The organism is Mesorhizobium montanum (genome assembly GCF_033977145.1).
GTDB classification, from domain to species: domain Bacteria; phylum Pseudomonadota; class Alphaproteobacteria; order Rhizobiales; family Rhizobiaceae; genus Mesorhizobium; species Mesorhizobium montanum.
Genome location: NZ_JAVIJF010000002.1, coordinates 439362 through 456911 on the forward strand (window position 1 = coordinate 439362; position 17550 = coordinate 456911).

A 17550-nucleotide genomic window follows, 5' to 3' on the forward strand; every position below is an offset into this window, starting at 1 on the left:
ATTATTGGCAGCCGCCTTGCGCCCATCTGGCGAGCGCGACCTTGAAGCGGGTGCCGAGCGGATGCTGCAGGCGCAGGACGGAGACGTCGTTGGCGGCGAAATTCTTCGCCTGCTCGCAAAGGCGGCTCTCGTTCCACTCATGACACCCGTCACAGTGCTTGCCTTGCCAGACCGACTTGTCCAGGCCTTCGACCGGGCTGAAAAGCGGTTCCCCCTTGATCAACTGGGCTATGCTCTTGCCGTCTATCGCCGGGTCGCCGAACTTGACCGGACGATCGAAAAAGATCGGCCCGTCCGTCGCCAGTTTCGGGATCTTCTCGCGCAGAACATTGAGCGCAAGCTGGTCGTCGGTCTGGCCGGATGCCGCGCCGGTATTGCGCGTCCCTGAACCCGCTTCGGCCTGCGGCCCATTCGCCTCGCCGACGATCAGCGGCGCGTTGAGGTCGACCTTGTGCAGCACGACCTCGGTGGTCAGCGAGACATTGAGCCACGGACGCTGCTTGCCGGCGGTCGCCTTGAAAACGTCACTGGTCACCCTGTTCATGGCTTCAGAGATGGAAACGTTGGATTCGCCGATATGCTGGAGCAATGCCGTGGTGAAGGGTGAGTGGTCTCCCGACCCGTCATAGGCAAGCTGGTTCGGGCTGGCGGCGAAGGCGACCAGCGTGCCGGCGCCGCCGTTTTCGATCGGGATTTCGGCAAGGCCGCTGCTTGCGCCTTTTATGCCGGCGGTCTTCGCCAGCACGTCGGCAAGCGGGTTGTCCCGGCATGCGTCCAGGAAAACGAGCCTGATGCTGGTCTCGCGCGACATCTGGCGCAGGACGAAATCGACCGAGACGGCCTCGAAATCGAGCGAGGTCTCGTCCTCGAGCGCGGCGTCGACCGGAAGCAGATAGTTCTTGCCCGAGACCTGCAGGCCATGGCCGGCATAGAAGAACAATGCGATGTCGGCGCCGCGCACCTGCTTGGCGAACTGGGCGACAGTAGCCTGCGTCTGCTGCTTGGTAAGGTCGAAGCCGGAGACCACCTCGAAGCCGAGGTTCTTGAGCCGCTCGGCCATGGCCTGCGCATCCCGTGCCGGGTTGGCGAGCGGCGCCGCGTGCTGATATTGCGAGTTGCCGAGCACCAGCGCGACGCGCCGCTCGGCGCTTGCCGCTGTCAACGTCGCGAGCAAGGCTAGCGCCACAAGTCCTGCCGCGCGAAACATGCCACCGAAAAAGGCGATCACATCGGGCTCCACCGCCACCTCAGTTGGCGAGCTTGCTGGCGGAGAATTCGATGCGCCGGTTGAGCGCCTTGTTCTTGGGCGTGTCGTTGGCGGCGACCGGCTTGTCCTCGCCATAGCCGGCGGAACTGATCTGGTTGTGCGGAACGCCGTCGGCAAGCAAAGCATTGGCGACCGCCTGGGCACGCCGTTCGGAGAGCGCTTTGTTCGCCTCGGGCGATCCGTCGGAGTCAGTGTAGCCGGACACCTCGACCTTGAGGGTCGGGCATTTGCCGACGACGCCTTCGACCTCCGCCAGCAGCGGGCGGCTCTTCGCGTCGAGCCTTGCGCTTGCCTGGCGGAAGTAGATGGCGCCGGTGCGCGAGAGCACGGCAAACCTGTTGAGGCACTCCTCGTCGTTGAAATTGGCTTTCGCGGCATCGGTGGCGACGGGACCAACCTCGGCTGTGCTGGCCGCAACGGTCTGCACGGCAGCCAGCTTGCCGCCGTCGGCGGTGAAGACGAAATCAAAGGACACCGACGCGGTGGGCACGATGTTGGTCACATTGGCGGCCTGCTGCAATTTGTCGATGTTGGGCAGCAGGCCGAAATCCTCGACATGGACCGCGACGGGCGCTTCCGAAGCGACGGAAACCTGGGTGTCGCTGATCATCGTGATGACGACGCTCGCCTCCAAATCCTTGTCGACGCCATGCAGGCTGAGACGGAACGGCAGGGTCGTCTTCACCCGGCGCTTGGTCGGTAGATCGGCGAACGCCGCGGGGTCCACCTTCGCCGTCACCTCGGCCGTCGGATAGGTGAAGGTCTCGAAAAACAGGAAGCGCATACGGACGTTGCGCAGGTCGACGCCCGTATCGACGGAATTGAGGTCGAAGCTGATCTTGGCGTCGCCGGCGGAACTCAGCGTGCCGGTGATGTTCCTGATCTTGTTGGTCTCGACGATCGTGTTCTTCTTGACCGACTGGTAGGTCAGCACCGAGGCGGACGGATCGAGCGTCCAGTTCGGCGCGGCGCTCGCGGCTGGTGGTTCGAACAGCAGCAAAGCGAATAGCGTGGCGACGATGAGACTCGCGGCTCTTGCAACGGCGCGCAACTGCGTCTTCCGCCAGAATGCGACGACTTCGACCACGGAACGCCCCCCTTGCCCAGGACAACGCTATATCGATACCGGCATGTGACGGGAGCATAGAGCAGTTGTTTCGGCTTGGCGAGCGGTTCTAGCCGCTCCAACCGCCGTTGCCGCCGGCACTACCTCCGCCCCCGCTGCCTCCGCTGCCGCCCAAAGGTGCAATGACAGGCGCGGTTTCGTTCTGAATGGGTTTGATCAACTTCTTGGCGGTGACCTTCTTCTGCTTGACGATTTTTGGCGCAGTAGTCGTGCGGACGACCTTAGTCCTGTGCTTCGCCGTCGGGGTCGGTTCGACCTCGGGTGTCGCGGTCGTGCACCCCGCGACAGCCAGAGCGCCGGATAGGATTGTTGCGACGATTGCCTGTTTCGATACCCAGCCCACCACATTGCCTCCTTGTTGATCAGAACAAGTCCCGACGCGGATTGGCCTGTTCCCAAACCGCCCTGGCCGTCTTGACCAGTTGGTCGTCCAACGAACCGTCCGCCGAAATCTTCGATTTGAGTTCCCCACGCATCTGTTTCAAAGCCGCCGTTTTCGCCTTGGCTCCGAATTTCGCCAGCGTGACCCTTGCATCCGGAATTTCGTTGCGGAGATCGAGCGCGGCAGCGAAAGCAAGGTAGCGTACGGCGACAGCCTGATCGGCTTTGTCGCCCCTTTGCATCTCCAGGGCCGCGCGATCGTAGGCAGCGGACTGATCGCCGCGATCGGTCGCCAGTTCGAACAGCCTTTGCGCTTCGGCAAGATCCAGTTGCACGCCGACCCCGTCCCTGTACATGCGCGCAAGGCTGCCAGGAGCGTAGGGCTGGCCGAGATCCATGGATTTCTGGAAGAGCGAGAGCGCGGCCTTGGGATCCTTCTCGACTCCTGTGCCGGCGAGGTAGTTACGGCCAAGCAGGTTCATTGAATACATGTCCTGCCGCTCGACGCCAGCCTTGAGGAACGCCACGGCGCGAGTTGTATCGGCGGGCACGCCGTTGCGGCCTTCCGTGAAGATCGCCGCGAGATCGTTCATGGCATAGGTGTGCCCCATCGCAGCCGCCTTGAGCAGCAAGTCCAGACCCTTGCCGGTGTCGCGCTCGACGCCGTAGCCGTTGAACAAGGCGCGGCCCCATGACGTCATGCCGTAGGGATCGCCCTTGTCAGACGCCGCTGCGTAGAAGGTGTTGGCCTGCTTGCGATTGGCGGGCATTCCCGTCCCAGTCGCGTTGAGGTAGCCGAGCTCGAAAACGGCGCGGACATGACCCTGGTCGGCAGCCTTCTGGATGGCCTTCTTTGCCTCGTCAACCTTGCCCGCGGCAAGCAGTGCCCGCCCGAGTTCATAGTGGAAGCGAGCGACACCGGGATAGGCCTTCACCGCTGCCTGGCAGGCTTCCATCGCGCCGGCGCCGATCTCGTTCGGCAAGAGGCCGGGGACGACACCCTGCAGGTCGAGAGGCTCGCCTGCGGCCTGGTCGCACGGATCGACGCTTGGCGACAGCTTCATCGTCGCCGGCTTCGTTGTCGTGTTGTCGGCTCGGATTTCGAAGCCGACTATGAGCGGTTTGACGGAGCCGATCTGGGGTTCGTACCGCAAGTTGTCGACCTCGTCGGCCATCAGACTCGAATCCGGAGACAAGGTCCTGTCCGGCAGGGACAGCGTCCCGGTTGCCGGATAGCTCGCCAGTTTCACGCTGACCGCCGGATCCTTCGTCGGGAAGTCCAGCTTCAGCGGAATTGGCCCGACACCGACCGGAACGCTGACGTCGCGGTTGTCGATTGCGTCGGCGGCGCCGGTGACGTGGATGCCGCGCTCCACCGTCTCCTGCTTCTGTTCGGACTCAAGCGAAGCCACGAGTTGCTTGCCCGCTTCACCGTCGCCGTTCTTGACCCGGAAGACCAGGATGCCCTGCGATCCGCCGCCCCATTCGTCATGCGTGGCATAGGCCAGCATGTCGACTTCGTCCTCAGCGCGGGCGCCCTTCGGTACATCCATTTCGAGCCGCGGCAGATCCTTGCCCGCTATCGCAACACCTGTTGCGACCGGTTTGCCGTCCAGGATCAGACGCCCCAGCGCCGGCGGCCTTTCAATGCTGACGGTGACCGCGCCGCCGTCGACATCGACCGGCACCGGCAGGTCGAGCGCGACAGGGCCGACGCCCGATGGCACGACCTTCTCCAGCACCGGCGGCAGTGCAGGACGATTGGCGCGTCGCATCAGCACCACCTCGTCGATCAGCGAGGAATTCTCCCACGGGACCTGCGCGCCCTTGGTAGCCTCGACCACGTCGCGGCGGACGGCCGCCATGACCGAGCGTATCTCCTGGTTCGGCGCCAGCGCACGGCGGGAGAAGGCGGATGAAAACGGACTGAGATCGCCCGACCCGTCATAGGCGACAGCGCCGGGCTCGGTGGCGAAGGCTATCAGCGTGTTCAGCGAACTTTTCACCTGCGCAAGGCCGGTACCGCCGGCTGCAATCAACTGGTCGCGCAGCCAGTAGTCCTTGCGCGGGAACGGGTTGTTGCGGCAGGCGTCGAGGATGACCACCTGGATCTTCGATTTGGCGCGCAATTGCTGCAGGACGTCGTCGAGCTTGACCGCCTGAACCTCGATGTCGGCCGCATCCTTGAGCGACGCATCGACCGGGATCAGAAAATTCTCGCCGCCGATCTGAAAGCCGTGACCCGAATAATAGACGACCGCCAGGTCGGCGCCGTCCGCCGCCGCGAGATAATCGCGGAATTCCTTCTCGAACTGGAGTTTGGTGAGGTCCTTGGCGACGAACACATCGAACCCGGCCAGCCGAAATGTATTCGACACATCCTCGGCATCCTTGTCTGGATTCTTGAGGGCCGGGATTTCGAGGTATTCGGAATTGCCGATGACAAGCGCAACTCTTCGATCGGCATGCGCCTGCACTGTCGTGAGGCCCACGAGGATCAAGGCTGCAATCAGCGCACAGCGTCGCAGCATGGCAAAATCCCTAACTGCTATCACCTGTCGGCCACAAGAACACGGCTTGCGACATCGTGGTCTGTTAAAGACTTCACAATCTGCCAATACGGCAGGGAAGGAAACGCGCCCGCGATGGCAAGGCAGATCGCGTATCCAACCAACCTCTAAAATAACCCAGAGGCTTGGGTACGGCAATCTACCGAACTGATTGTATTTTCGCGCAAACAGTCGGCAACCTGCGCCGTACGGCAGATCTGCCGGCGAGATCGATCGGTTGAAGAGCTGGAAATAGAATGTCGGGTCCCGCGCGAGGATGTTCCATCCAGTTTGTGGACTGGTCTCAAGAACGGCGCCCTAATTGCGGAGGACGGCGCACCCCCTAGTTCCCCGACACAGGGATTTTGAAAGGTTGCCGTTTGTCTTGGTGTAAGGTTTTTCCGTTCATTTCCGTGAAATCAGCGCAAACGCCGGGATTGGTCGAGGCCGCCCCAGCCTCGTCATTCTATGGCGGAGCAAGGAGCGAAGCGACGCGCGCAGACCATAGAATCCTGTGCCGTGACTTGGAAGCGCCGCAACGGTGCAGAATTTTGCTCCGTTGCACGCCTTGGTGCAGCGCCACTAGTCTGAATGAGCCGAAGGGGTCATAAAGCGTCGGCGTCACGCGAAAAGAAGAGTGGTTCAATCGAAGAAGCCTGTATCCTCTTCCCTGAGATACTTCCTGGCTGCTTCGGCGTCGATATCGAGACCCAGCCCCGGTGCTTCCAGCAGATCCACCATGCTGTCCTTCACGATCTGCCTGGGCAGGCCGATGACGATGTCGTTCCACCACGGGTCCGAGGCGCTGGGATATTCGAACGCCACGTAATTGGCGGGCAAGGTGGCGCAGACATTGATCAGAGCGCCGAGGCCGAGCAGGCCGTTCGCCGTGCCGTGCGGCGCCATCAGGATCGAGTGCATATAAGCGTGCTCGGCGACCCATTTGAGCTCGGCAATGCCGCCGATATCGGCAGGATCGGGGCCGATGACGCGCACCGCCTGGGTCTCGATCAGTTCCTTGAAATTGTGCCGCAGGTAGATCTGCTCGCCTGTATGGATCGGCGTCGAGGTGGAGGTGGTCAATTCCCGATAGGCCTGCGGATTGACCCACGGCACATAGTCGCCAGTCAGCATGTCCTCAAGCCACATCAAATTGTGCTTCTCGACCGCGCGAGCGAACTTGATGGCATCAGGCAGCATCCAGCCCGGGCCGCAGTCGAGCGCCAGGCTGACCTTGTCGCCCAGCACTTCCTTCATCGCGCTCACGCAATCGAGCATGTGATTGAAACCGCGCTCGCTGATCACGCCCTGATCCATGGCGCCGTGATAGCCGGCCTTCTTCTGCGTCACGCCGTAATGGAACCCCTCTATGGTGTCCTTCATGTTGGAGTGGAACGAGATTCCCTGCTTGATCATGAAGAAGTTCTGCGGCTGCTCCATCATCCATTTGACGTCGGCGGCATAGTCCTCCGGCCGGTCGCCGCTGCGCTGCCGGCGGATCGAGCCGTTGTAGACGCGCACCTTGTCGCGCACCTTGCCGCCGAGCAGCTTGTAGGCCGGCACGCCCGCGGCCTTGCCGGCAATGTCCCACAGCGCGTGCTCGATAGCGCTCACCGCCGCGCCATTGGGCTTGAAGGAGCCGCGTTGGCGGATCTTCAGCATCACCCGCTCGACGTCGGTCGGGTCCTCGCCGATCAGCGCTTCGCGGAAATGCAGCACCCAGGGCTTTAGGTAGGTCTTGGTGAACTCGACTTCGCCAAGGCCATGGAGACCCTCATCGGTCACGATGCGGACGATCGGATGCTTGCCGATGACGGCGCAGCGGAGGTCGGTGATCTTCATCTTCGGTTCTTTTCGCCTCAGCTCCAGGTGCGGTCCCAGGAATACTCGTCGTCCCAGTGATCCGTCGGCTGCCAGATGCCGGCGACACCCGGCTGCAGGTGTTGCGAAATCACCTCGTCGACGACGTCGTCGATCCCCAGGCCCGGCTTGTCCGTAACAGTGATAAAGCCGTCCTTGACGAGCGGCTTGGGAACGCCGGTGACGATATCGTCCCACCAGTCGACATCGGCGGAGTGGTATTCGAGCGCCATGAAGTTTTCGGTCGCGGTCGCGACATGTGCCGCGGCCATCGCGGCGATTGGACTTTCGGCCATATGGATCGCCATGGCGACGCCGTGGTCTTGCGCCATGTCGCCGATCTTCTTGGTCTCGAGAATGCCCCCGCTGGTAAGCAGGTCCGGGTGGATAACGGAGAGGCCGCCGCTCCTGAGCAGAGGGTCAAAACCTTCCTTGAGGTAGATGTCCTCCCCGGTGCAGATCGGCACCGAGGTCGCTTGCTGCAGCTGTCGGTATTGCTCGGTGTACTGCCAGGGAATCACGTCCTCGAGCCAGGCAGGGACGTATTTCTCGATACGGCGCGACAGGCGTATGCCGTCCTGCAGCGAGATATGGCCGACATGGTCGATGGCTAAAGGAATCTCATATCCGATAACCTCGCGAACCTCATGGATATATTGCTCCAGCAGGTCGATCCCCTTTTCGGTGAAATGCAGGCCGGTGAACGGGTGCTGCACGTTCTGCGCATCGTAGGCGAGATTGCGAGCCTTGCGCTCCTCGAGCGTGCCGCCACGGCCGCGCGAATTGGCGTGAAACCCGTCGAGCGCGCCGGCGGGGGCGACCACGGCGCCTGGGATATGGGCGATCTGCATCAAGCCCAGGTCCATCTTGAGGAAAGTGAACCCGCGGTCCATCCGCTCCTTAAGTCGCCTCCCGGTTTCGGTGCCGCTCGGTTTCTCGGCGTCGGTGTCGCAGTAGACGCGCACCTTCTCCCGAAACCGGCCGCCGAGCATCTGGTAAATGGGGACGCCATAGGCCTTGCCGGCGAGATCCCACAATGCGATCTCGACAGCCGACACGCCGCCACCCTGCCGCCCATGGCCGCCGAACTGCTTGATGCGGCGGAACAGGCGGTCGATGTCGCAGGGGTTCTCGCCAAGCAGCCGGCTCTTCAGCATCAATGCATAGGTGGCGCTGGCGCCGTCGCGCACCTCGCCAAGGCCGACGATGCCCTGGTTGGTGTAGATCTTGAGCAGCGCCGAGGTGAACGGCGCGCCGACGATCTCGGCCACCCGCATGTCGATGATGCGAAGGTCGGACGGCCTGGAGTTCGTGTTCACCCGATTGAGGGCCTCGTCGGCTCCACCGGTCTTTGACATGACTTATCCTCGTTCTGGTCGGCGGGCTCACTGCCCACAGGGAGGCCGGCGCAGAGCGTTGCTAGCTCAGCTCGATCTCATGGGCCTGAAGATAGTCGCGGTTCATCTCGACACCGAGACCAGGTTTCGACGTCAGCTTGAGGTTGCCGTTCGAAACGTCGAGTGGGCTGTCGATGAGATGATCGTATTTGCCCAGGTTCCATTCAGACGTTTCGAGTCTGTAGAAGTTGGGAACGGTCATCATGACCTGCGCTCCGGCCACCACGTTGATCGGTCCCGCGGCGTCATGCGGCGAGACCGGCACATAGTAGGCTTCGCACAGGGCGGAAATCTTCTTGAGCTCGGTAATGCCGCCGGTCCAGGTGACGTCAGGCATGATGTAGTCGGCGAGCTTGTTCTCGAGCACCGGTACGAAATCCCACTTCGTGTGGCCGCGCTCGCCCCACGAGATGGCGGCGCTGACCTTCTCGCGCACCTGCTTGAGCGCGTTAAGGCTCTCGGGCGGGCAAGGCTCCTCGAACCAGTCGATCTGGCCGGCTTCCTCGAGACTCCGACAGAGCCGAATGGCGGTGGGGACGTCGAAGCGGCCATGGGCATCGATGAGGATGTCGACATCCGGCCCTGCCGTTTCGCGGATCAGAGCCGTGAGTTCGGCCGCTTCGCGCTCGTCCTTGCGGGTCATGCTGCCATCGAGGTAGCCGTCCCGCTGTTCGCGCGAAAGGCCATCGGCGGTGCGGCCCTGGTGGGGGAACGGATCGAATTTGAGCGCAGTGTGTCCGGATCCGACGATGTCCTGAATTTCCTGGACCACACCCTCCTTGCTGGTTAATTTGGCCTGGTTGGGATGGGTGTAGAGCGCGATTTCATCACGCACCGGACCGCCCAGCAGCTCGTATATCGGCTTGCCGAGGACTTTGCCCCGGATGTCCCACAGCGCTATATCGACGGCGCTCACGCATTCGACGGCGGCACCGCGGCTGCCCATATAGGTGAAGCTGCGGAAAATCTTGTGCCAAAGGTGCTCGATACGCGCTGGATCCTCGCCGGTCACGGCGACGCCGATCTGCCGCAGGATCGTGCAGAGCGCCCGGTTGGCAAGCTTGGTGGTGGTGGTGATCTCTCCCCACCCGCTCACCCCCTCGTCCGTCGTCACTTCGACGAACAGGTACTCTCCCCAATAGGAAGCATCGGACTTGATCAGCCACGGCCGAATGCTGGTGATCTTCATTTCAACTACCTTTGTCCGAATGGTCAGCCACGATGTTCTAGACTTGATCCCTCGCCCTATCCGGCCCGAGCGGCGTTGCGCGCACGCATCTGCTCGAGAACATGCCGGCCGGAACCCTCGACGTGGCGGGAAATGAGTTCGGCTGCTTTGTCCGCCTCTCCCGCTTTTATGAGCGCAATGAGCTCGCGATGCTCGCGAATGATCGCGGCACGCCGGGCGAGCGTGAAATTGAAACGCCGGCTCACGGCTCGCAGCACTTCGCGATGCTTCCACCAAAGCTCGGCGGCATGGCGGTTGTAGTGCCTCTGGTACATCACGGTGTGGAAGGCGGTATCCAGCTCACTGTGCCTGAACGTGTCGGCGAAGTTGTTCTCTTCGATCAAGCCCTGGAGGCGTTCGAGCTCGGCGATGTCCTCGCTGGTCGCCATATTCACAAACCATCGCGTCAATGCTGGCTCGATCAGAACACCGATCTCGTAGATATCCCGGACAAAATCCTGATCTATGGGTCGGACGCGCGCCCCGCGGTTGGCGACAAAAGTGACAAAGCCCTCCCCACGCAACAGCTGCAGCGCCTCGCGCACGGGGTTGGTCGAAGTTCCGTGACGCCGGGCGAGATCGGTAACCACAAGCCGTTCGTTGGCGGCGAGCCGTCCCTCGATGATATCTTCCCTGATCCGCTCGTAAAGCGAGGCGCCTTCGCTGGAAGCCCCAATGGGATCAATCCCCACGGGTGGCATGGCTTTGAAATCGCTCATTTCGGCCAAGGCCGGCTTCTCCAGGTTAATACACACTTTGCCCGATATCACACACAGCTCTCACAAACAATGTACGATCCAGTGCGTTGACAGGCAATCCACGATCTGAAAACGTGCCAAATGATCGAGAGGATACACCGTTCTGAAAAAAGCATCCTCGCGATCGCAGGGCGGAGAACCAGGGAGGATACCTATGACGAGGATTATGCTCGGCAGTGCGGTCCTGCGCGGCACTGTCGTCGGAGTTTTGGCTGCATCGCTGATGTCCACATCGGCGCTGGGCGCGCCACCGGTCGACCTGAGCAAGTGGTCGCCGCAATATGTGCGCTCCATCGCGGGCACACAGGATTTTGACACGGCCGGCGATTGCGCCAAGGTCACTCCGCTCGACTACAAGGGGCGGCTGACTTTCTGGTATCAGGGCGTGTTCGAGGGTGACCCTGACCTTCTGCGCCAATACTACAAGGATTTCTTCGAAACCTTCCGCAAGACCTACCCCAACATCCAGCTTGAGGAAGAAGCCCTCACCTATAACGATCTTCTTGACAAGTTCCGCACGGCGCTCCTTGGCAATGCGGCGCCGATGGCGGTCCGCCTGCAAATCCTGGGCGGCACCGAGTTCGCCTCGAAGGGCTATCTGCAGCCGCTCAAGCCGGAGGATGTGGGGTATTCGACCGAGGACTTCTGGCCCGGCGCCATGAAAGCCGTGACCTGGGACGGCGTGACCTACGGCATTCCAACCAACAATGAAACGATGGCGTTCATCTGGAATGCCGACATCTTCAAGCGCGCGGGTCTCGATCCGGACAAGGCTCCGGCTACCTGGGACGACGTCGTCAAATATTCCAAGCAAATCCACGACAAGCTCGGCATTGCCGGTTACGGCCTCGTGGCCCGCAAGAATGCCGGCAATACACCCTACCGCTTCATGCCGCAGCTGTGGGCTTATGGCGGCGGCGTCTTCGACGAAGCAACGGCGAACCCGACCTATAAGGACATCGAACTCAACAGCCCGCAGAGCAAGGCCGCATTGCAGGCCTCTTACGACATGTATGTTCGCGACAAGTCGGTTCCTGTTTCGGCACTCACGAACCAGCAGGCCGACAACCAGCCCCTGTTCCTGGCCGGCCAGCTCGGCATGATGATCTCGCACCCGTCCGACTACAACGTCATGCTCGACCTGCAGAAGAAGGCGACGGGGACCGACAAGGACAAGGCGCAGACGGTCATCGACAACATGCGCTACGGCCTCATTCCGACGGGTCCCGACGGCAAGCGCGCAGTCGTGTTCGGCGGCTCGAACATTCACATCCTGAAGCCTGAATATGTCGAGGGCGGCAAGGTGGACGAGCCGGCTGCGAAGGCCATCATCTGCATGTGGACGAGCCCCGAATGGTCGCTGAAGATGGCCTATGCCGGCTCGAATCCCGGCAACCTCAACGGCTTCAAGACCAAATGGATGAAGGAGCGTTTGGACAGCATCAAGTTCCTCGATGTCACGACCTCTATGCTGCCATACGGCATACCGTTCCCAGCACTGCCGCAGTCTCCCGAGATCATGAACATCATCGTTCCGGACATGCTGCAGAATGCCCTGACCGGAGCGATGACGGTCGACCAGGCGGCGGACGACGCGGCCAAGAAGGTCAAAGACCTGATGGGCGGTGGTCTGTAGCCGAAACCTGACCATCTCGCCGGCTGCGCCGACCGTGCAGCCGGTTCGTTTCGAGGAACAAGGGCACGCCAAGGTGACGATCGTGACCGTCAAGACCGGGGCTCGGCGAGGATTGCGACCCCTGCCGCGGAAGATTTGGCAGCATCGCGCTGACTACGCGTACGTGCTCCCCGCGATAGTGGTGATGCTCATCGTCATCGCCTATCCGATCTACTACACGATCGAGCTGTCGTTCTTCAACACGCCGCCCGGCCTGCAACTCCGGGACAAGATCTTCGTCGGCATCGACAACTACACGGCCATCCTGACCAGTGAGGTGTTCTGGAAGGTGACCTTGAACACCCTCATCTGGACACTGGCATCCACTTTCATCTCCTTTGTGCTGGGGTTTGCCGCCGCGCTGGCGCTCCACCGCGATTTTATCGGCCGTGGCGTCCTGCGTGCTGTCCTGATCATCCCCTGGGTCATCAGCGCGGTCGCCGCCTCCTATATCTGGAAGTGGATCTACCATTCGGACTTTGGGATCATCGGCGCGATCCTGGTTGGCCTCGGATTGGCCGACCGGCCGCCGAATTTTATCGATAGCGTCAGCACGGTCCTGCCCTCCCTGATCGTCGTCAATATCTGGCGCGAGTTTCCGTTTGCCATGATCATGATGATGGCCGGCCTGCAGACGGTCCCCGATCAACTGCTGCGCGCCGCAAAAGTCGACGGGGCCAATGCATGGCAGCGTTTCTGGCACGTCACCTTTCCGCACTTGAGAAACGTGTCCACGGTGACGATCCTGCTGCTGGCCGTGGCCAACTTCAATTCCTTCATCATCCCCTGGATCATGACCGGCGGCGGCCCATCGAACGCATCGCATATCTGGATCACCCACATTTATGAGCTCGCCTTCGGCCGCCAGCGCTGGGGGGTCGCGTCAGCCTATTCGGTGCTTCTGTTCCTCATTCTGATGACGCTCGGCTACTTCTACGTCCGTGCGCTGAGCGGCAACGAACGGAAGGACACAAGCGCATGAGCACGGTTGCCGAGATAGCCCCTCGAGGCCAGACCAGCCGCCGCCGCATGCGCGTCGACGGATGGCGGTGGGGCGGGCGCGTCTTCCTCGTGTTCATGCTGCTCTACACCGCGTTGCCGATGATCTGGATGCTGCTCACATCGATCAAGTCCGGCTTCGCGGCGATGCAATTTCCGCCGCAATGGTGGCCTGACCAGCCTACCCTTGCCAGCTACCAGAAGCTGCTCGATCCTCAAAACAGCGTCGGCCATGATTTCCTCCGCTTCTTCTGGAACAGTCTTTTCGTCTCGACCGCCACGACCATCCTTTCAGTGATCGTGGCAGTTCCCGCGGCCTACGCGTTTTCGCGCTTCACCTTCCCGGGCCGGAACTTCCTGTTCTTCGCCGTTTTGCTGCGCAACATGTTCCCTGCGGTGATTTTTCTCGTGCCGCTCTTCATCCTGATGCGCGCGATCGGGCTGGTGAACACGCATGGTTCGCTTATTCTCACCTACCTCACCTTCGGGCTGCCGCTGGCGATCTGGCTTCTCAAGGGCTTCTACGACAACATCCCGGTACAACTCGAGCAGGCGGCGCGCATTGACGGAGCGACGCGTCTGCAAGCTTTCATCCTGATCGTGATGCCGCTCTCGGCGCCTGGGATCATCGCCACGGCGATCTATTCCTTCATCGGCGCGTGGAACGAGTACATCTACGCCTACACCTTCCTCTCCAAGAACGACCAGTTGACGTTGCCGGTCGGCATCCAGCGCTTCTTCTCGGAAAATACGACGGACTTTCCGGGCCTGATGGCGGCCAGCTTTATGATGAGCGTGCCCGTCGTGGTGCTGTTCCTCGTCCTGCAACGATATTTCGTACGCGCCCTTACAGAAGGCGCGGTCAAGCATTAAGGAGCTGCTGATGGCCCACGTGGTCCTCAAAGATCTCGTCAAGACCTATGGCGGCTTCAAAGCCGTCAACGAGGTTTCGCTGACGGTCAATGACGGCGAATTCGTTGCGCTCGTCGGCCCCTCGGGCTGCGGCAAGACGACCACGCTCAATCTCGTAGCGGGGCTGATCCCCATCACATCGGGCGACATCGTCATCGGGGACCGGGTGGTCAACGACCTCGACCCCAAGGACCGGGACATCGCAATGGTGTTCCAGAACTACGCGCTCTATCCGCAGAAATCCGTCTATAAGAATCTCGCCTTCCCGCTGCAGATGCGCAAGCTGCCCAGTGACGAGATCGACAGGAAGGTCAAGGAAGCGGCGCGCGTGCTCGACATGACGCGGCTGCTCGAGCGCAAGCCGCGCGAACTTTCAGGCGGGCAACAGCAGCGCGTGGCCCTGGGCCGCGCCCTCGTTCGGGATCCGGCTGTGTTCCTGATGGACGAACCGCTCTCCAACCTCGATGCGAAGCTGCGCGTGCAGATGCGGTCGGAGATCAAGCGCTTCCACCAGGACCTGAAGGCGACGATCATCTATGTGACGCACGACCAGCTCGAAGCCGTGACCATGGCCGACAAGATGGCGGTGATGAACGGCGGCTACCTGCAGCAATACGATTCACCGGCGCAGGTCTTTGCCCATCCGGTGAACATGTTCGTCGCGAGCTTCATAGGCAGCCCGGCGATGAGCCTCATTCCGCTGGAGGCATCGACGGCAAACGGCGACGCCGTTCTGACGAGCGCGGAAGGCTGGAGACTCGAGTTGTCGCAACTCAACGCGCGCAAGGTCCAGGGAGCGACCACCAGGAAGATCGTGCTCGGTGCGCGACACTCGACGATCAAGCTGCACAAAAGCGCAGTCCCCGGTGCCATTCCGGCCAAGGCCTATACGGTGGAACCGACCGGAGACGTCACCTTCGTGCAAGCGTTCCTCTCCGGCGCCATCGTCAACATCAGCGTGTCCCCCAACATCGTCGTCAAACCAGACGAGCAGATCTGGCTCGAGTTCGATCAGGAACGCACGCACCTGTTCGACGGCGAAACTGAAATGGCTCTCGATGCCTACTGAGACAGGGCGATGCGCGTGGAACGTGGATGACTGCGAAACTTAAGATCACCGCGATCAAGCCCTATCCGGTGTGGGTGGGAACCCGCAACCAGATGCTGGTCAAGGTCGAAACCGACCAAGGCATCTTCGGCTGGGGCGAGAGCGGCCTGAGCGGTCGCGAGAGGGCCGTGGCCGCCGCGGTCGAGCACTATCGCGAGTTTCTCATCGGCCGCGACCCGATGCAGATCGGCCGGATCTGGCAAGAGGTTTATCGCAGCCAGTACTTCGAAGGCGGGCGGGTCCTGCAGGCGGCAATTTCGGCTATCGACATCGCCCTTCACGACATCAAGGGCAAGGCGCTGGGGGTTCCGGTCTACGAGTTGCTGGGCGGCAAGCAGCGCGACTGCATCCCCACCTTCGCCTCGACCGGAGACGAGGCCGAGGGCGATGTTGCCATCGAACGAGCCCGCGAACTGTGCGCGCAAGGATGGCAGGCAATCCGCTTCTTCCCCATCGGGCAAAGCGGCAGGGATATCTTCGAGCCGCGCGAGTCGATAGGCGCCACCGCTGGAATGCTGAACAAGGCGCGCGAGGCGCTGGGCGGCGATGTCGTCCTGGGCATCGACTATCATCATCGGCTGTCGGTGGCGGAGGCGGCGAGCTTCTGCAGCAAGCTCGGCCGCGGCGTGCTTGATTTCCTCGAGGAGCCGATACGCGACGAGACGCCGGAGGCCTACGAGTCCCTGCGTACGATGACCGACATCCCCTTTGCCGTCGGCGAGGAGTTTGCCAGCAAGTGGCAGTTCCTGCCTTACATCGAGCGCGGCATCCACCAGTTCAACAGGATCGACGTCTGCAATGTCGGCGGCCTCACCGAAGCGATGAAGGTCGCCGGCTGGAGCGAGGCGCACTATGTGGACCTGATGCCGCATAATCCGCTTGGTCCGGTGTGCACGGCCGCGACAATTCATCTCGGCGCCGCCGTGCCGAACTTCGCGTGGCTCGAGACCAGAGCGCCGGAAAGAAAGCTGGGCTTCGACAATTCCGAATTCTTCCCTGTGCAACCACGGCTGGAAGGCCCCGATTACCCGGTCAGCGACCTGCCGGGGCTCGGAATCGAGGTCAACGAGGCGGCGATCCAGGCGCAGAGCTTCCGTTTCTGGGAAGCGCCGCATCTCAAGCGCCGCGACGGTTCCGTCACGAACTGGTAGTTTCCTTTCAACCGGAGTTCGATAATGACGCATACTCCCGACATCACGCGGCCACCCAAGGATCTGATCGACGCGCTAAGGGAGATCGGAGCCGCGACTGTTGCCGGCACGCTTGGCCACATGGGCTTCCGCAATCCGCACATGGTCGGTCCGGTGGCGCAGAACCACGGCAAGTCGATCGTCGGGCCGGCGTTGACGCTGCAGTTCCTGCCGCAGCGGCCGGACCTCTTCAGCGAGGGAGAATACGCCGATCCGGAGACGCAACTGCATCGGCACGTGCTCTATCACGCTCAGGAAGGCGACGTGGTCGTGGTCGACGCGCGTGGCGACATGAGCTCGGGCGTCTTCGGCGATATGATGTCGACGTATTTCAAAGGCAGAGGCGGCGCGGGTATCGTCATCGACGGATGCATGCGCGACCGGCCCAATGTCGAAAAGCTCGATCTGCCGCTATGGCTGCGCGGCTGGACGCCCAACTACCACGTGCAAACCAGCATCTATCCAAACGCCGTCAACGTTCCGATCGCCTGCGGCGGTGTCACGGTGATCCCCGGCGACATCATCGTCGCCGACGACGACGGGGTGGTGGTGCTTCCCGTCGCGATGGCCGCAAAGGTGATCGATGAAGCACAGAAGCATCACGATTGGGAGGAGTTCTCGCGAGAGAAGCTAATGCAGGGTGCGCCGTTGCAACGCTATTATCCGCTGCACCCAAGTGCGAACGATGAGTATGAGGCTTGGCGGAAAGCCAATCCCAAACCTTGATGGTGCGCCTGGATGAAGCTGAGGCCCAGCGAGGCCCGATGGCCAAGGCAGCGACTTGACGTGCTCCAGCCGGAGGGTCCCGCCACATCAAGGATGCCGACAGCTAGTACCTGTGCACAGAGATTATGACTCTTTGGCGGTGGGCTTTGGATAGGCTTTGGCCAATTTGAGGCGCGCCTGTTCGGTCGAGAACATCCAATTGATGCGCGCGCCGCTGGCGTTTCGCTGGTGCTCCCAGGCGGCGACTTCGACGATGAGGCGCTGGTGGCTTTCGATGCGGCGGTCGAGGCATTGGCTGCGCAGGACGCCGATTTCGATCTCGACCATGTTGAGCCAGCTGGCGTGCTTGGGGGTGTAGTGGAACTCCAGCCTTT

Annotated in this window: 15 protein-coding genes; 6 read left to right on the forward strand and 9 right to left on the reverse strand. The window is 61.7% G+C overall.

Translation table 11 applies throughout. From position 1 onward, the window contains the following. Window position 1 precedes the first annotated feature (1 nt). From RFM68_RS04340 to RFM68_RS04375, 8 genes are all read right to left on the reverse strand, one after another. Window positions 2-1228 carry a caspase family protein gene (locus RFM68_RS04340; RefSeq protein WP_320231440.1) on the reverse strand — a complete coding sequence of 409 codons (1227 nt, stop codon included), beginning with the start codon at window positions 1226-1228 and terminating at the stop codon, window positions 2-4. A 19-nt stretch (window positions 1229-1247) separates the two neighbouring features. Beyond that, complete coding sequence (locus tag RFM68_RS04345) at window positions 1248-2354, reverse strand: OmpA family protein (RefSeq protein ID WP_320231441.1); 1107 nt, start codon at window positions 2352-2354, stop codon at window positions 1248-1250. An 88-nt stretch (window positions 2355-2442) separates the two neighbouring features. Further along, complete coding sequence (locus tag RFM68_RS04350) at window positions 2443-2736, reverse strand: hypothetical protein (protein WP_320231442.1); 294 nt, start codon at window positions 2734-2736, stop codon at window positions 2443-2445. A 19-nt stretch (window positions 2737-2755) separates the two neighbouring features. Then, window positions 2756-5305 (reverse strand): caspase family protein, encoded by a 2550-nt coding sequence (locus RFM68_RS04355; RefSeq protein WP_320231443.1) that lies wholly within the window; start codon window positions 5303-5305, stop codon window positions 2756-2758. Between the two features lie 660 nt (window positions 5306-5965). Continuing rightward, entirely contained in the window at window positions 5966-7165 is a 1200-nt protein-coding gene (locus RFM68_RS04360) for a mandelate racemase/muconate lactonizing enzyme family protein (RefSeq protein ID WP_320231444.1), read from the reverse strand. 17 nt (window positions 7166-7182) lie between these two features. After that, on the reverse strand, window positions 7183-8541 hold the full coding sequence (locus tag RFM68_RS04365; RefSeq protein WP_320231445.1) for a mandelate racemase/muconate lactonizing enzyme family protein: 1359 nt from the start codon (window positions 8539-8541) through the stop codon (window positions 7183-7185). Window positions 8542-8602: 61 nt separating this feature from the next. Next, on the reverse strand, window positions 8603-9790 hold the full coding sequence (locus RFM68_RS04370; protein ID WP_320231473.1) for a mandelate racemase/muconate lactonizing enzyme family protein: 1188 nt from the start codon (window positions 9788-9790) through the stop codon (window positions 8603-8605). A 35-nt stretch (window positions 9791-9825) separates the two neighbouring features. After that, window positions 9826-10536 carry a GntR family transcriptional regulator gene (locus tag RFM68_RS04375; protein WP_320231446.1) on the reverse strand — a complete coding sequence of 237 codons (711 nt, stop codon included), beginning with the start codon at window positions 10534-10536 and terminating at the stop codon, window positions 9826-9828. A 184-nt stretch (window positions 10537-10720) separates the two neighbouring features. Here RFM68_RS04375 and RFM68_RS04380 point away from each other — a divergent pair, with 184 nt between their 5' ends. From RFM68_RS04380 to RFM68_RS04405, 6 genes are all read left to right on the forward strand, one after another. After that, a complete protein-coding gene (locus RFM68_RS04380) occupies window positions 10721-12202 on the forward strand; it encodes an ABC transporter substrate-binding protein (RefSeq protein ID WP_320231447.1) in 1482 nt (493 codons plus the stop codon). Between the two features lie 73 nt (window positions 12203-12275). Next, a complete protein-coding gene (locus RFM68_RS04385; protein WP_320231448.1) occupies window positions 12276-13223 on the forward strand; it encodes a carbohydrate ABC transporter permease in 948 nt (315 codons plus the stop codon). Further along, window positions 13220-14113, forward strand: a complete 894-nt coding sequence (locus RFM68_RS04390; RefSeq protein WP_320231449.1) for a carbohydrate ABC transporter permease — start codon at window positions 13220-13222, stop codon at window positions 14111-14113. Before RFM68_RS04385 ends, RFM68_RS04390 begins: the two co-directional genes overlap by 4 nt. Window positions 14114-14123: 10 nt before the next feature. Continuing rightward, a complete protein-coding gene (locus RFM68_RS04395; protein ID WP_320231451.1) occupies window positions 14124-15221 on the forward strand; it encodes an ABC transporter ATP-binding protein in 1098 nt (365 codons plus the stop codon). A gap of 26 nt (window positions 15222-15247) precedes the next feature. Beyond that, window positions 15248-16411 (forward strand): mandelate racemase/muconate lactonizing enzyme family protein, encoded by a 1164-nt coding sequence (locus tag RFM68_RS04400; RefSeq protein WP_320231452.1) that lies wholly within the window; start codon window positions 15248-15250, stop codon window positions 16409-16411. Between the two features lie 24 nt (window positions 16412-16435). Further along, window positions 16436-17176 (forward strand): ribonuclease activity regulator RraA, encoded by a 741-nt coding sequence (locus RFM68_RS04405; RefSeq protein WP_320231453.1) that lies wholly within the window; start codon window positions 16436-16438, stop codon window positions 17174-17176. Window positions 17177-17299: 123 nt separating this feature from the next. Here RFM68_RS04405 and RFM68_RS04410 read toward each other — a convergent pair. After that, a partial coding sequence (locus RFM68_RS04410; protein ID WP_320231454.1) for a transposase occupies window positions 17300-17550 on the reverse strand: 251 nt, incomplete at its 5' end.

What these genes read in the sequence shown, in the direction of transcription:
- RFM68_RS04405 (WP_320231453.1), top strand. Translation starts at nt 16,436, where the DNA reads ATGACGCATACTCCCGACATCACGCGGCCACCCAAGGATCTGATCGAC.
- RFM68_RS04355 (WP_320231443.1), bottom strand. Translation starts at nt 5,305, where the DNA reads ATGCTGCGACGCTGTGCGCTGATTGCAGCCTTGATCCTCGTGGGCCTC.
- RFM68_RS04400 (WP_320231452.1), top strand. Translation starts at nt 15,248, where the DNA reads ATGACTGCGAAACTTAAGATCACCGCGATCAAGCCCTATCCGGTGTGG.
- RFM68_RS04395 (WP_320231451.1), top strand. Translation starts at nt 14,124, where the DNA reads ATGGCCCACGTGGTCCTCAAAGATCTCGTCAAGACCTATGGCGGCTTC.
- RFM68_RS04380 (WP_320231447.1), top strand. Translation starts at nt 10,721, where the DNA reads ATGACGAGGATTATGCTCGGCAGTGCGGTCCTGCGCGGCACTGTCGTC.
- RFM68_RS04365 (WP_320231445.1), bottom strand. Translation starts at nt 8,541, where the DNA reads ATGTCAAAGACCGGTGGAGCCGACGAGGCCCTCAATCGGGTGAACACG.
- RFM68_RS04360 (WP_320231444.1), bottom strand. Translation starts at nt 7,165, where the DNA reads ATGAAGATCACCGACCTCCGCTGCGCCGTCATCGGCAAGCATCCGATC.
- RFM68_RS04390 (WP_320231449.1), top strand. Translation starts at nt 13,220, where the DNA reads ATGAGCACGGTTGCCGAGATAGCCCCTCGAGGCCAGACCAGCCGCCGC.